The organism is Corynebacterium sp. H128 (assembly GCF_037482625.1).
Taxonomy (GTDB): domain Bacteria; phylum Actinomycetota; class Actinomycetes; order Mycobacteriales; family Mycobacteriaceae; genus Corynebacterium.
In genome coordinates this window covers 182,945-196,706 of the sequence record NZ_JBBHKW010000002.1, presented here as the reverse complement: position 1 = coordinate 196,706, position 13,762 = coordinate 182,945, and the positions used below count along the sequence as shown (strand labels likewise).

13 protein-coding genes are annotated in these 13,762 nt (G+C 57.4%); 7 read left to right on the top strand and 6 right to left on the bottom strand.

The features are described 5' to 3' along the window. Nucleotides 1-44: 44 nt before the first annotated feature. On the top strand, nucleotides 45-1,094 hold the full coding sequence (locus tag WG915_RS02845) for a 3-hydroxyisobutyryl-CoA hydrolase (protein ID WP_339563850.1): 1,050 nt from the start codon (nucleotides 45-47) through the stop codon (nucleotides 1,092-1,094). On the opposite strand, the gene WG915_RS02840 is transcribed toward WG915_RS02845, so the two are convergent. Both WG915_RS02840 and WG915_RS02835 read right to left on the bottom strand, forming a co-directional pair. Beyond that, nucleotides 1,091-2,248 carry a DUF6882 domain-containing protein gene (locus WG915_RS02840; RefSeq protein WP_339563849.1) on the bottom strand — a complete coding sequence of 386 codons (1,158 nt, stop codon included), beginning with the start codon at nucleotides 2,246-2,248 and terminating at the stop codon, nucleotides 1,091-1,093. The genes WG915_RS02845 and WG915_RS02840 overlap by 4 nt on opposite strands. Further along, complete coding sequence (locus WG915_RS02835) at nucleotides 2,248-2,856, bottom strand: TetR/AcrR family transcriptional regulator (RefSeq protein ID WP_339563848.1); 609 nt, start codon at nucleotides 2,854-2,856, stop codon at nucleotides 2,248-2,250. The genes WG915_RS02840 and WG915_RS02835 overlap by 1 nt, the downstream gene beginning before the upstream one ends. Nucleotides 2,857-2,987: 131 nt before the next feature. Here WG915_RS02835 and WG915_RS02830 point away from each other — a divergent pair, with 131 nt between their 5' ends. After that, a complete protein-coding gene (locus WG915_RS02830; protein ID WP_339563847.1) occupies nucleotides 2,988-3,641 on the top strand; it encodes a hypothetical protein in 654 nt (217 codons plus the stop codon). Here WG915_RS02830 and WG915_RS02825 read toward each other — a convergent pair. After that, on the bottom strand, nucleotides 3,579-5,894 hold the full coding sequence (locus tag WG915_RS02825; protein ID WP_339563846.1) for an MMPL family transporter: 2,316 nt from the start codon (nucleotides 5,892-5,894) through the stop codon (nucleotides 3,579-3,581). The genes WG915_RS02830 and WG915_RS02825 overlap by 63 nt on opposite strands. Nucleotides 5,895-6,212: 318 nt before the next feature. Here WG915_RS02825 and WG915_RS02820 point away from each other — a divergent pair, with 318 nt between their 5' ends. From WG915_RS02820 to WG915_RS02810, 3 genes are read left to right on the top strand one after another with little or no spacing between them, the layout of a single operon-like run. Beyond that, entirely contained in the window at nucleotides 6,213-6,578 is a 366-nt protein-coding gene (locus tag WG915_RS02820; protein WP_339563845.1) for a GntR family transcriptional regulator, read from the top strand. Next, entirely contained in the window at nucleotides 6,575-7,672 is a 1,098-nt protein-coding gene (locus tag WG915_RS02815; protein WP_339563844.1) for a DUF1648 domain-containing protein, read from the top strand. The genes WG915_RS02820 and WG915_RS02815 overlap by 4 nt, the downstream gene beginning before the upstream one ends. A gap of 53 nt (nucleotides 7,673-7,725) precedes the next feature. Beyond that, the gene (locus WG915_RS02810; RefSeq protein WP_339563843.1) at nucleotides 7,726-7,992 is read left to right on the top strand and encodes a hypothetical protein; all 267 of its coding nucleotides are present in this window, start codon (nucleotides 7,726-7,728) and stop codon (nucleotides 7,990-7,992) included. A 61-nt stretch (nucleotides 7,993-8,053) separates the two neighbouring features. Here the strand turns inward: WG915_RS02810 and WG915_RS02805 are convergent, their stop codons facing one another. After that, nucleotides 8,054-9,688 (bottom strand): peptide chain release factor 3, encoded by a 1,635-nt coding sequence (locus WG915_RS02805; protein ID WP_339563842.1) that lies wholly within the window; start codon nucleotides 9,686-9,688, stop codon nucleotides 8,054-8,056. Between the two features lie 48 nt (nucleotides 9,689-9,736). On the opposite strand from WG915_RS02805, the gene WG915_RS02800 reads away from it, so the two are divergent. Together WG915_RS02800 and WG915_RS02795 are read left to right on the top strand one after the other, a co-directional pair. After that, nucleotides 9,737-10,753, top strand: coding sequence for a nitronate monooxygenase (locus WG915_RS02800; RefSeq protein WP_339563841.1), 1,017 nt, complete (start codon nucleotides 9,737-9,739; stop codon nucleotides 10,751-10,753). 61 nt (nucleotides 10,754-10,814) lie between these two features. Further along, nucleotides 10,815-12,266, top strand: a complete 1,452-nt coding sequence (locus WG915_RS02795; RefSeq protein WP_339563840.1) for a glyceraldehyde-3-phosphate dehydrogenase — start codon at nucleotides 10,815-10,817, stop codon at nucleotides 12,264-12,266. Nucleotides 12,267-12,335: 69 nt separating this feature from the next. On the opposite strand, the gene pth is transcribed toward WG915_RS02795, so the two are convergent. Together pth and WG915_RS02785 are read right to left on the bottom strand one after the other, a co-directional pair. After that, on the bottom strand, nucleotides 12,336-12,920 hold the full coding sequence (gene pth / locus WG915_RS02790; RefSeq protein WP_339563839.1) for an aminoacyl-tRNA hydrolase: 585 nt from the start codon (nucleotides 12,918-12,920) through the stop codon (nucleotides 12,336-12,338). A 74-nt stretch (nucleotides 12,921-12,994) separates the two neighbouring features. Beyond that, on the bottom strand, nucleotides 12,995-13,639 hold the full coding sequence (locus WG915_RS02785; protein ID WP_339563838.1) for a 50S ribosomal protein L25/general stress protein Ctc: 645 nt from the start codon (nucleotides 13,637-13,639) through the stop codon (nucleotides 12,995-12,997). Nucleotides 13,640-13,762 lie beyond the last annotated feature (123 nt).

The window sequence follows — 13,762 nt, the reverse complement described above, 5'->3', positions numbered from 1 at the left end:
CAAGCCCACTGCCCGAGGCTCCCTGATGTGGCAAACTTTGGGATATGGACAACATCGAACGCGCACCTCATGCTTTGACCTACACTCGTGCCTCCACGGGGGTTATTGAGCTCAATCGGCCTAAGGCGCTCAACGCCATTGATTTTGAAATGGTTGAGATCATTTCTGCTGCGTTGGAAGAATGGCGTGAGGATCCTGAGGTGCATCGAGTGGTGCTGATTTCTGGGTCTGAGCGAGCATTCTGTGCTGGTGGAGACATCAAACTGGTACGTGACAAAGCGGTAGCTGGCGATCACGACTGGGGAGATCGATTCCTGCAACTCGAGTACACGATGAATGCGCAGATTGCGAACTTCCCGAAGCCTTATGTTTCAGTGATCAATGGCGTGGTCATGGGCGGTGGCCTGGGGCTCAGCGTGCACGGCAGCCACCGGGTTATCAGCGAGAAAGTGGTTGCCGCGATGCCTGAGGTGACAATCGGCTTCGTGCCAGATGTCGGGGTGTCCTATATGAGCTTGAATGTGGAGAGCCAAGAGGGGCGGCCACTGCCTGCCGTCGCTAAGTTCATCGGTGTGACGGGCTACCGGCTGAGCCCAGCAGACTTGCTGTTTACTGGGCTAGCAACGCATTTTGTGCCGAGCGGAAACATCACAGATTTCAGTGCCATGGTCATTGCTGAGTCGATTGATGAAGCACTGGAAAAGTACGCCGAGCCATTCGAGGAGGCTTCTCAACTCAAGCGCTTCCTGCCGGAAATCGAGGATTGTTTCGGACATGACACGTGGGAGGAAGTCGAAGCAGCGTTGGAAGCATGTGAAAACGCCGAATTTGTGGATCTGGTGCGAGAGAACATGAGCAATGCGAATCCTGCATCCGTCGTAGCAACTACCGAACTCTACACGGCGAATGAGCAGGCAGTGAGCCTGGAGAAGGGCTTGCACAATGAATATGCCATTGGTTCGGTGTTGCGCCGTCAGCCGAACTTTGTGGAAGGCGTGCGCGCAGTGCTGGTGGACAAGGATCGAAACCCACAGTTCACACCGGAGCGTGCCTCCCATGTGGACCCGACTCAGTACCGGGAAGTTCTGTCCTAAGCCGAGGCAACGGGAGTGCCAGCGACCGTGAGGTTGTCGCCGCTTCGACCTAACCCGCGTGCATGCGCATAGGCTGCCAACGCACGTTCCTTAGCTATCCGCGCGGGCAGGGTGGTGTCCAACACGGCACGAACTGCCTCCGGGGTAGGTGGCGGTAGCTGCACAGCAGGGTGGGAGATTAACGCCACTGCGTAGGTGTCGGCAGTTAGCGGAATGAATGAATGCGTCCAGACGCCGAGAATCGGTTTGACCACGCTTTCTAACCCCCAGGCCTGCGCCCGTTCCACCGGAAGGGAGGCAGTGCACAATGCCGGAATCCGGTTAGCGAAGCCAAAGGCGCGCACGTTGTTGGCAGCGCCAAGTGCAGAAAGCGGCAGGCGGGTGTCAGCCCACGCCCACGTCCATGTTCCACCAGTGACGGTAGCTACCACGCTTGCGGTCGCGGTGAGTGGACCGCGTGGCGTGGTGAATTCGGCAGTGTTGTTGGGGAAATGAAGATTTCCTGGTTGATGCGGGACGAGGGCATCGAAAAGCAGTTGGTTCTCTATTGAGAGGTACGCGGCATCGGCGCGGATGTCGTCGAGAAGCATGCCGCCGAGCAGGTCGTAGGGAATTTCCATGTCGAGCAGGAGGCTGGAAACATCTGCATGAGAGGTGACAGCGTAGGCGGTAATAGCGCGCGCAGCAGTGGTAGCGGGCAGTCCCGCAGCGAACAAGAAGGCATCTGCTGGTGGGACGGCCGGGAGTTGTGGTTCCAGCGCCAAAATCACCTCTCGGCCGTCGGGCAGGGGAGCGCGCTGGACCGGGGCGCCGTCATGGAGGGTGCGGGCTGCTCGAACGAAGCTTGGGTGTTCCGCGGGCTGCTGTCCCCACAACTCCGGAATGCCGAAGGCTTCCGCTGCTGCCTGCATGCGTGGCGACGTCCATAGCCATCCATCAGCAGCTAGCTCCGCTACTTTGAGGGCTGGGAAAGTCATGTCGGATCGGCCGGAAGCAGCGTAGCGCACCTCGAAGCCTAGCTCGCTGACCTGTGCGACCTCGGTGGCGGTAACTGGGCCCAGGAGTGCGCTGAACTGGGCGTCGATCAGCGCCTGCTTCACAGCGCCATCAACCGCGATGTCTGCGAGGGAGGTAGGCGACTCCAAGTGGTTCATTACTTGGAGTGTAGTGCTTCCGCGAAACCAACGCGCAAAATGTTCACGCAGTCTTTAATGAGTCGCTCGGCGTTGGCGGTGCTTCGTTCCAGGAGTCCACCATGTAGGAACTGGATGAGCAAGGCAGCTAGCGACTGGGTAGAAATGATGGTGATCAGGTCGACTTGATAAGGGGCCATTTCCGGGTAGCGCTTACGGTAAAGCGACTGGACACAACCGGTGATCTCCGCGATTTCCGGGTCATTCGGGTTGAACTTGAGTAGTTCATACTGCTGACCGAGGGCGAATAGCTTGGCGACGCTTTCCAAGTTTTCGTCGTCTTCACGGATAGAGTTGAGCATGATGTATTCAACCGTGTCGAGGAGATTAAGTTCTTTGGGAGCACGCTCGATGGCTTCGCCATACTGATGGATCGCGCACTGCATGTAGAAACGCAGAGCGTCGTCTCGAGTGTCAAAATAATTGTGGAAGGTTCTGGTGGAAACGTGGGCGTTCTTCGCAATTTCCGCGACTGTTGCGCCATCGATTCCGGACGCAATGGTCAGATTAGCTGCAGCCCGCGCCAAGGCGAATTTGGTTTCCGCCTTTTTGTCTTCTCTCCTGCTCACTTTATTTCCTCAATATTGTGTTCTTTGGGGTCGTTTGGTGAAAACCATATCAGTAGCGGAGTCGCTACATGCGGGGTGGGTAGAATCAGTTTCAATAGTTTAGTTTCTCCTACAATTCGGAGCGTGCCTTAGTGCTTCATGCGTTGAGTTTTGCCTTGATGGATTCCGTCAATGTGCTGCTGATCGGGGTCATTGTCGCCATCGGTGTGGTGCTCGGCCCCAGAGCGAAATACCCGCAAGTGGCGGCGCTACTCGTTGGCGGCGACTGGTTGGGAGTCTTTGTGGCGTCCATCCCTACCCTGCTTCTTTTCAACTTGGTGGAGTCTAAGGTCAAGAACATCCTCGATTCTCCCGTTTTTGGTATTTTGCTGATCGCCACTGGCGTGCTGGGTGCGGTTCTGACGATGCGGGGCGGAGACTCCTCCGGGTTGATTCAAAAGATTCTGGATCCGCTGCGAGCACCCTCCGTGAAAACGGTCCTGACTGGCTTTGTGCTCGGCGTAGTGCAGTCTTTCACCTCGGTGCCGTTTTTCGGCGGGTTAGCGTATCTGAGCGCGAGCGGTTTTTCCTCGCTGATCAAGTACACCACGCTAGTGCTGTATGCAACGCTTGCGCTGAGCTTGCCGGCGTTGACCGCGATCCTGGTGGGATTTGTGCGTAAGTACCCAGAGAGCCCGGCGGGCCGCGGATTTGAATGGGCCCGCGAACATCAGACGCAGGTGTCAGCTTTTGCTGGGTACTTTGTGGCTGTGGTGCTCATCCTGATGGGCGTTTTCCACCTTTAGCTGCGGGGGACGAGCTTCTTGAGCTGCCAAGGGAAGCCGCCAAGCGCGTTCGCCAAGTAGGAACATCAGTGCTGGGATGATAGTCATCCGGACGATGAAGGCATCAAAGAATACAGCGACGGCTAGGGCGAAGCCCATCGTTTTGATGAAGACAGCATCGTGGAACATGAACGAAGCGAACACCGCGATCATGATGAGGGCGGCCGAAGTAACCACACGGGCGCTGTGCTTGAAACCGTTGGATACGGCATCAGCTGCAGATTTTCCAGCTTCCCAGCCCTCACGCATACGGGACACCAAGAACACCTGGTAATCCATCGCGAGGCCGAAAACCAGACCTATCAGGATGATCGGCAGAAACGAGATGAGCGGCTGGGGGTCGTCGACAAGCCCAAACCACCCCTCTTGGAACAACGCCACTGTGATGCCAAAGGTGGCGGCGATGGAGAGTAAAAAGCCAGCCGTGGCGATGAGCGGCACCCACAGCGAACGAAATACTGCGATGAGGGTGAGGAATGCCAACACCAGCACCAGTGAAATGTAGGGCAGAAGCGCATCCGAAAGACGCTGGGAAAGGTCAACGAACACAGGCGTCATACCGGTGATTCCATAGCGCACGCTTGTCGACGCCTCCTGCGCCCGCAATCTGTCCAGCGTCTGCGCCGCGCGGTGGTCAGTCGCGGAATACTGGGTGGTGATCAGCAGCTCCACCGCCGCAAGATTCGAGGTGGCGCGGGTCGGCTGGACGTGTGCCACGCCCTCGACCTTCTTGATGGATTGGGCTGTGGAGAGCAGGGCTTGTTTGCGCTCCTTTTCCGGCAGCATTGACGCATCGACAAGGGCGAGCATGGGAAAGTCGCGGCCTGGGCCGAAACCAGATTCCACCATGTCCGCAGCGCGTCGGGTCGGCGTGTGTAGCGGGGTGGAAGAATCCGTGGGCATGGCTAGCTGCATGCCCACCGCTGGGATCGCACACGCCAGCAGAAGGAGCACGCTGGGTGCTAAGAATCGCAGCGGATAAGCCCTGATCAGACGGATCCATGACAGCCCTAGTGTGGGTTGTTCATCCTCGGGGTCTGGAGCCTTGAAGAAAGGAACCCGGCCAGCGAATGCACGTTTACCCAGTGCTCCGAACAGCGCCGGGAGCAGGGTTAGCGCCACGAGGACAGCGAGCGCGACGGTAGCAGCAGCAGCGTGCGCCAGGGCGGTCAGGAAAGGGATTCCAATGACGGTGAGCGAGGCAAGCGCGATAAATACGGTGAGCCCGGCGAATACAACGGAGCGACCAGCAGTCGAAGTGGCGATCCCCATCGCATGTGCGCGTTGTTCCTTTGAGAGCAGCTTCATGCCGGATCGAAGCTGATCCGGGGTGAGGTTATTGCCAATCTGTCTAACCAGCTCGCTCCGGAACCGTGCTGCGATGAACAGTGCGTAATCGACTCCCACCGCGATGCCGATCATGGTTGCTAGTGAAGGCGTCAAAAAGTTGATGGCGCTGGTGAAATGCGAGGCGATCATGACACCGGATAGGCCAAGAATGACGCCGATGAAAGCGGTGATCAGTGGCATTCCCGCTGCCAGCAGGGAACCAAATGTTGCCATGAGGACCAAGGCCGCCACCGCGAATCCCAGCAGCTCGGAACTCATGGAAAGAGTGTCGTCGCCAGTGAATGCATCGCCGTAATAAGCCACCTGAAACTCGGGAGCATCGTAGGAGTCTAGGATCTTGCGCGCCTGTTTCAGATCGGCGCCAGGAGGATAGTTGAGCTCGAAAATGCCGGTGTCTTTGCGGCTATTTACTGGGCTAGCTGCACGGAAATCGCCCTCGATCATGCTGGCGGGATAGCCGAGTTTCGACTTCTCCTCGTACATGCGTGAGCGCAACTTGTCAGCGGACTGCTGCGGGCTTGCAATTTCGAAGGAATCGTTGAGGGCGGGGTCAGCCTGCAACTCAGCGATCATACGGCGCAAGGTGTCCTGGCTGGCGGCGTCGTCAAGCGTGCTGCCCTCAGGTACCTGCACGACCACCTTGCCAACCAAGACAGGCTCGCCTATCGACGGCGGGAAGTGCACATCAGTCTCTTCGCGTGTAGCCACGCTGGGCATGTCGGGAATATCGAACGCGCGGGAGAGAGGTTGCGCGCTCAGACTGGCGATGCTGACCGCGCCAACAGTAACGATGAGCCATACAGTGCACACCAACCACCGGCGCAGGTACGCGAAATGACCCGCCGCATAAAGAAAACCGTGCATGCCCTTGTTTAAGACTCCTTCATTTACTCCAGTAATCGCTTAATAACGATACGTTGCTGAATCGTTACGAACATGCGGACAGGGGTAGCCAACGGGGCATGCCCGTGGGGCGAAGACAGTGAACCTCGTCCCTCAGCGGCACTGCCGTTATGTCGTAGCGTGCAAGATCTTAGCTTCCCGCCTTGGGACAGTATCGCGGACTGCGTCGCCACGCATTTTGACTTCCCTTGCGGGCTTTGCATCCGGGAATGGCGGTGGTGCTAGCGTGCACACCCAGCGAATCTGTACTATAGGGGGTGGTACAGATTGGAGCGAGTGATGATGTACATCAATCCCGAGGAAGCAACGCCGGTTTATCAACAATTGCATGATCAAATCATCGTAGCCATCGCCTGTGGCGAGCTGCGGCCAGGGGACAAACTTGATTCAGTGCGTGGGGTAGCCATGAACTTCGGTATCAACCCAGCGACAGTGAAAAAAGCCTATGACTTGCTCAAGGAAGAAGGAGTAATCTTCACAACAGGTCGATCCGGCTCCGTCGTTGCTCACCCTAGCGGCAATACCACTTTGCTCGAGCGTGACGTGCGGGGACTTGTTGCTAAGGCCAAGACGGCCGGAGTGGCTCCAGAAGAACTGCATCAGCTTATCGATGCTGCGATCGATGAACTGGAGCTGCCTGCGTGACCGCCTTCATTGCCCTACTGAACCTGTTGTCCGTGGCATCCTTCCTTATCGTTCCTTATGCCACGCCCAAGGAAATCGCATTCGGCGTTCGGGTGCCGGAATCATATCTCGGCGAACCTATTTTGGAAAAGGTCCGCCGCGAATTCGTGGCGTCGGTCGGCGTGCTGGCGGTTGTTGCTGGCGGACTTAGCTTTGCGATCCCGAATGAGGATGCCGCTGCCCTTATTTCGCTGTGTGGTCTCCCGTTCGGGCTAGGGCTATGGTTACGTGCTCGTGCACAGCTGAAGGCGGCGAAACAGGAAGGGGAGTGGTTCGCCGGTGTTGATACTGCGTTGGCGGGAAGCGTGACTGGGGTTGGCGGCAGCCGAATTCCGCGCTACCCGGTGAGTTGGTTCGGATTCGTCATCGAAACGGTAGTGATCCTCGCGGGAATTGCGGTCATTTCGGCGCATTGGCCAGAGATCCCGGATAGCTTCGCGACGCATTTCGATGAGAAATTCCAACCTGATGCCTGGAGCGAAAAATCCTTAGGAACCGTCTTCGCGATGCCGCTGTTGGCGCTCGCGTTAGAAGTGCTATTTGTTTGCATCGCACTCCCGATGACAGTTTTTCCGGTGTATGCCCGCAGCGGAAACAGTGAACGCAGTAAGCACCGCAACGGTGCCGCCATTGCAGCTTCGGTTACTAGCATGGGCTGGTTCTCCGCAGTCCTGAATATTGGGCTCGTCTGGGGCGGGATTGCGATGGTCGTTCCGAGCTACAGTAGCTGGATAAAGCCAAGCATCATTGTGACTCTGCTGGCTACAGTGTTCGGAAGCATCGGAATGCTGGTCTACATTGTTGTTGCGGCTGATCGTGCAGGAGAGAAGTTTCCTAACGATCGCAGAGGGGTACCGCAGGGGACTGATAATGACCACTACTTCAAGATGGGCATGTTTTATGTCAACAAGGATGACCCGGCAAAGCTGATCGATAAACGAGCAGGCTTAGGCGTGGGCTTTAACTATGCGCACTGGCCGGGGCAGCTCAATATGGCAATTCTAGTGCTAATTCTGCTTGCATCCGTTGTGTCCATGATGATCGCCATAAGCTAGCTGACCTTATGCTGAGGCCCGTGCCCGTAAAACTACGACCTTGAGGAGGGGCCGTGTCGCCTCGTTTTCCGATGACATTCATTGAGAAGATTGCCGGCATGGCCTTTAGCGCAGCGATGCTAGGAGTGCTGAACGGGGCATACAACATGCACCGACACGCAGCTAATGCCCAGCAATTATCCTCGCAGTACATTGGCTCCGCGACGGAGCGCCTGTTGCTGTATGGAGTAATAGCATTCCTAGCAACAGGGGTTATCGTAGTCTCACTTCTTGCGCAGCGGAATGAGCAGCCAAAAGAGCGCACCTCCGGCGTGGTTTGAGGACGTGAGTTCGAAACCTCGCAGGCTTCCACTGCTTGTCGACGCCAACCGGATCGGCGACCTAGTCCGCTACCAACGTCTCCATCGTGAGCTCTGGGTGCTCCTTTTCCACGAAGGCGAGCTTCCACTTGTCACCGAAGAGCGCAATCAGCTCGCCATCGGTGCGGGTGAAAATCTCCACGCCGCGTTGACGGCCAAGTTCTTCAGCTGAGGCCGCATCGGTGCGTCGGGCAACGGAGTACGGGATGGGCTCGGTGACGGTCTCCACGTTGTACTCGTTTTCCATCCGCGCCTGCATGACCTCGAACTGCATAGGACCGACGGCTGCCATGACTGGGGCGGCGTCGCCACGCAAGTCATTGCGCAGGATCTGAACGACACCTTCGGCGGCGAGTTGGTCGAGTGCTTTGCGGAACTGCTTGTACTTGCCCAGGGATTTCGCGCGGAGGGTACGGAAGTGCTCTGGGGCGAACTGAGGCATTGGCGGGAATTGCACCTTGTTGCCCTCGTAAATCGTGTCACCAGGTGCCAGGGAGCCAGCGTTCACTAGACCGACAATGTCACCTGGGAATGCGGATTCAACGGTGGAGCGGGTACGGCCGAAGACAGTGAGGGCGTACTTCGTGGAGAAAGTGCGCCCGGATTGTGCGTGGGTGACCTGCATGCCGCGGTCGAACTCTCCGGAGACAACACGCATGAAAGCCAGGTTGTCGCGGTGATTCTTATCCATGCCTGCCTGCACTTTGAACACGACGCCAGAGAAATCGTTTTCAATATCGCGACGTTCGTCGAAAGTGCCGGTTGCGGCCGCGACCACGGCAGGATCTGACTCCCGTCCGCGTGGCGATGGAGCCAGCGTGCATAGCGTGTCCAGAATCTGGTGCACGCCGAAGTTGAGCATCGCAGAGGCGAAGATGGTGGGCGAGGTGGTGCAGTTTTCGAAGAGCTCCTGGTCGTGGACAGCACCGTCCATAGTCATCAGCTCGATTTCTTCCACGCATGCATCCCACGCGTCGCCCTCCCGAGAGACTGCCTCGTCAGGGGAGTAGTGCTCTTCGGGGGCGATGGTAGAGCCGCCCGCAGTGCGCAGGAAGTGGATGTATTCGTCTACTTCGCCATCAGGTGAGATACGTGCGAGGCCACGGAAGTCGCCAGCTTCACCGACTGGCCAGAACATTGGCGTGGGTTGCAACTGAATTTCGGAGACGATTTCGTCGACAAGCTCCAGTGGAGTGCGGCCGGGGCGGTCCCACTTGTTGATCACGGTGACGATCGGTAAACCACGCGCCTTACAGACCTTGAACAACTTGAGGGTTTGCGGCTCGAGCCCCTTGGAGGCGTCGACAAGCATGACGGCGGCATCGACGGCGGTGAGTACGCGGTAGGTGTCTTCGGAGAAGTCGGCGTGACCCGGCGTATCCACCAAGTTGATCATGTATGGCTCACCGGTGTGCCCCTCGGGCGCGTACTCGAACTGCAGTGCCGAGGAACCGATAGAGATTCCGCGCTCCTTCTCCATATCCATCCAGTCCGAGACGGTAGCTTTACGTCCGGCCTTGCCATGAACAGCGCCGGCCTCAGAGATTACATGTGCGTGGAGCGCCAGCGCCTCAGTCAGCGTGGATTTACCAGCGTCGGGGTGGGCGATGACGGCGAAGGTGCGACGGCGAGAGGCCTGGGTGGCAATGGAGCTCATGGGGTATAAGGATAGCGGTTTAGCTGGATCATCACTAAAAAGGAACCCATGACCATCCTCGAAGCCCTTGAAGTGCCCATTATTGCAGCGCCAATGGCAGGCGGACCGTCCTCGCCCAAGCTTGTCGACGCCATCGCCGCCGCCGGCGGGTTCGGATTTCTCGCCGCCGGCTACCTGAGCCCCGAAAAGCTAAGAGAACAACTGGCAGCGGTCACGGCTCCGCGATTCGGCGTAAACCTGTTTTACCCGCAGGAGCCGCTGGCAGAATTCCTGGAGGTGGATGCCTACGCTGAACGGCTCGCACCCATCTTTGCGGCACATAACGTGCAATTTCCCGACTATCGCGGCGCAGACGAAACGGATGGGTTCGCCGCGAAGCTCGACGTAGTGTGCGAAGAACAACCTGCCGTTGTCAGCTGCACTTTTGGACTCTTCTCCGAGGAAGAAGTGGCTCGGCTACACGAGGCAGGAATTGAAGTATGGATGACTGTCACCAACCCGGAGGATGCGCGTGAAGCTGCGCGCCGGGGAGCAGATGTCCTGGTTCTCCAGGGGCCAGAAGCCGGCGGGCATCGTGCAACGCTCACTGTGTCGGAAGAGCCCGACGGGAGATCTTTGCTGGAGCTATTGGCAGCAGTGGACGTCGAGAAGCCCCTGGTTGCGGCAGGTGGTCTGACCTCTGCTGCAGCGGTCCGAGCTGTCCTCGATGCGGGAGCGCGGGCCGCAGCGTGCGGAACTGCCTTTTTGCTCGCGGACGAAGCCGGTACCGGGCAGCTGCAACGAGAGATTGTTACCCGAGGTGGGAAGACCGCAACTACTCGGGCATTTTCGGGGCGAATCGCCCGCGGAATCGAAACTGAGTTCATGCGGAACAATATTGACGCCCCCGCGGCCTACCCCCATGTGAACACCTTGATGAAGCCGATTCGGAGCGTTACTTCGGACACAAATTACATCGCTGCTTGGGCAGGTAGGCAGGTTGAACATGCTTTCGCGGGTAGTGCTGCTGAAATTGTGGCTGCCCTGTGTGAGGGGGAGCCAGACACGGCAAGCAAAACCCGGTAAATTCGACTGTGTATGTCATCAGTGCACAGCTGATTTTTAACCTTGAACCGTGGAGGACCCAATGACGGAGCAGACCCCGATTTCTCAGCAAGACTGGAACGAGCGAATTGAAATCGCAGAGAAGATGATCCCGCTGATCGGAAAGCTACGCCGCGAGAGCAACGTGGTCACCTCCATCTTCGGTCGTCTGCTGGTCACCGCCACGGAAATCGACATCATCAAGGCACACCGCTACGCGCGTCGCATCACGGACCATGAGGTTCCGCTCACCCGCACCCTGCCGATTCTGGAAGAGCTGGTAGAGATGGACTTGGGCACCGTGTCCATCGATCTCGGCGCCCTGGCCACCAAGTTCGAAACAGAGGGTGGCGATCTGCGCACCTTCTTGGAGCGCGAGCTTGACGACGTCATCGGCACCGCTGACAAGACCCCGCAGACCGACATCGTGCTGTACGGCTTCGGCCGAATCGGTCGCCTGCTGGCCCGAATCTTGCTGGCGCGCCAAGCAATGTACAACGGCCCACGGCTTCGGGCGATCGTGGTTCGCAAGAACGGCGATCAGGACCTTGAAAAGCGCGCATCTCTGCTGCGCCGTGATTCCGTCCATGGTGCCTTTGAAGGCTCGATCAATATCGATCCGGAAAACAACATCATTTGGGCCAATGGCACCCCGATCCAGGTAATCTATTCCTCCGATCCTGCTGCAATTGACTACACCGAATACGGCATTAACGAGGCGATCGTGGTGGATAACACCGGTCGCTGGCGCGATCGTGAAGGCCTGGAGCAGCACCTGAAGTCCAAGGGTGTCTCCCGGGTACTGCTGACTGCGCCAGGTAAGGGCGACATCAAGAACATCGTCTACGGAGTGAACCAAAAGGACATCACCCCAGCTGACCAAATCCTTTCTGCGGCATCATGCACCACTAACGCCATCACCCCAGTACTCAAGGTGCTGGATGAGAAGTGGGGCGTGAACTACGGACACGTCGAAACCGTGCACTCCTTCACCAACGATCAGAACCTGATCGACAATTTCCATAAGGGAGCGCGCCGTGGCCGCGCCGCAACCTTGAACATGGTGATCACTGAGACGGGTGCCGCGAAGGCTGTCTCCAAGGCACTGCCACAATTTGAAGGCAAGCTGACCGGTAGCTCCATTCGCGTCCCTACCCCAGACGTTTCCATGGCAGTGCTGAACCTGAACATGGTCAACGATGTAGCCGTCGATGAGGTGAATGATTACCTGCGCCAGGTTTCGCTGGTTTCAGAGCTGCGTCAACAGATCGACTACATCAAGTCCCCGGAGGTGGTTTCCACAGACTTCGTCGGTTCTACCCACGCGGGTATCGTGGACGGCTTGGCCACTATTGCAAAGGGCAAGCAGCTCGTACTTTACGTGTGGTACGACAACGAGTACGGTTACTCCAACCAGGTGATCCGTATCGTTGAAGAGATGGCGGGGGCGCGCCCGAAGGTTCGCCCGATGCGACTCGAGTTGTCTGAGGTTTAAGCAGGAAACTGCAGCGCAGTTAGCCCGCCTGTGAGGTCAAGGGGATGAACACCCCGGCCTGACGGCGGGCTATTTTGCGTGAATTGTATTTTGCGCGAATTCGAGGCCACGCTCCACTATTAATGTGGCGCCCTCTGCAGCATCGGCACAGATCGCGCCGAGAGCGGCGGCCTCTTGCAGACTGAAGGGTTTGAGCACATAGGAAGCTGGGTCTTGCCGTCCAGGTGGGCGACCTATACCTACTCTGATCCGCAGGTAGTCCTTGGTTCCTAAAGAAGCAGAGGTAGAGCGCAAGCCGTTATGGCCGTTTTCCCCGCCACCTTTTTTTAGCCGTACGGTGCCAAAATCCAGGTCTAATTCGTCATGAATGACGATGACGTTCGTGGGAGGGATTTTGAAGAAATCGCACAGCGCCCGAATAGGGCCACCGGAAAGGTTCATAAAAGTGCGTGGTTTCGCCAGTACCACCTTGGTGTCACCGATGCGGGTTTCAAGAATTTCGGCGTTCGACTTCTTATGGACACTAAAGCTGCCCATGTGGTTTTCAGCGACCTCGTCGATAGCCATGAAGCCAACGTTGTGGCGAGTGGCTTCGTATCGTGCGCCGGGATTGCCAAGGCCGACGATCAAAAAGGGTTCGGACATGTAACCCATTGTTTCATAACAAAAACCGGCCGGGGAACCCCGACCGGTTAAGGTATTCGAACAGTGTTACTCAGAGAGAAAGATTACTCTTCGTCTTCAGCTGCTGGTGCTTCCTCAGCTGGAGCGGACTCTCCACCAGCTTCAACGTCTGCGGCAGCCTCGTCAGCTTCTGCTTCATTGTCCTCTGGAGCAACGAAGTTGACGATGAGCAGCTCAGGATCGTCGGTCAGGGTTGCGCCGGCTGGCAGGACGATGTCAGCAGCAGAGATCTGGTCGCCGACAACCTTGCCGTTGATGTCCACGGTGATTTCTTCTGGGATGGACATAACGTCAGCTTCGATGCGGATGGTATCTGCATCCTGCATGACCATGGTGCCAGGGCCAGGCTCACCTGCAATGACTACAGGAACCTCAACCTCAACCTTTTCGCCCTTCTTGATGGCGAGCAAGTCAGCGTGGTCGATTTCCCAGGTCATGACGTTCTGATCGACGTGCTTGATCATGGCCAGCTGCTTTTCGCCTTCGATGTCCACGTTGATCACGGTGTTAACGCCGTGGTTACGGACGATCTTGGTGAGCTCGATGCGGTCCACGTTGATGTGGAGTGGCTCGAAGCCGTTTGCGTAGATGACAGCAGGAACCAGGCCGGCCTTGCGTGCACGACGTGCGAAGCCCTTACCGAATTCCTTACGTGGGGTTGCTTCGATAGCAATTGCCTCGTTAGACATGTTGTTGCCTCCAGATAGTTATGGTGAAGGCCGCTAGACAAGCAAAAAGCCTGCGGCCAACTCGCGGTAGTGTGTCATCGTCGAGTTTTCGCAGGCGTAAGTGTGAAAACCATCGCGTCGATA

Excerpts from the sequence above, each read along its gene's own strand:
- WG915_RS02840 (WP_339563849.1), bottom strand. The coding sequence starts at position 2,248 with ATGAACCACTTGGAGTCGCCTACCTCCCTCGCAGACATCGCGGTTGAT.
- pth (WP_339563839.1), bottom strand. The coding sequence starts at position 12,920 with ATGGGTTACATGTCCGAACCCTTTTTGATCGTCGGCCTTGGCAATCCC.
- WG915_RS02805 (WP_339563842.1), bottom strand. The coding sequence starts at position 9,688 with ATGAGCTCCATTGCCACCCAGGCCTCTCGCCGTCGCACCTTCGCCGTC.
- WG915_RS02800 (WP_339563841.1), top strand. The coding sequence starts at position 9,737 with ATGACCATCCTCGAAGCCCTTGAAGTGCCCATTATTGCAGCGCCAATG.
- WG915_RS02795 (WP_339563840.1), top strand. The coding sequence starts at position 10,815 with ATGACGGAGCAGACCCCGATTTCTCAGCAAGACTGGAACGAGCGAATT.
- WG915_RS02820 (WP_339563845.1), top strand. The coding sequence starts at position 6,213 with ATGATGTACATCAATCCCGAGGAAGCAACGCCGGTTTATCAACAATTG.
- WG915_RS02845 (WP_339563850.1), top strand. The coding sequence starts at position 45 with ATGGACAACATCGAACGCGCACCTCATGCTTTGACCTACACTCGTGCC.
- WG915_RS02825 (WP_339563846.1), bottom strand. The coding sequence starts at position 5,894 with ATGCACGGTTTTCTTTATGCGGCGGGTCATTTCGCGTACCTGCGCCGG.
- WG915_RS02785 (WP_339563838.1), bottom strand. The coding sequence starts at position 13,639 with ATGTCTAACGAGGCAATTGCTATCGAAGCAACCCCACGTAAGGAATTC.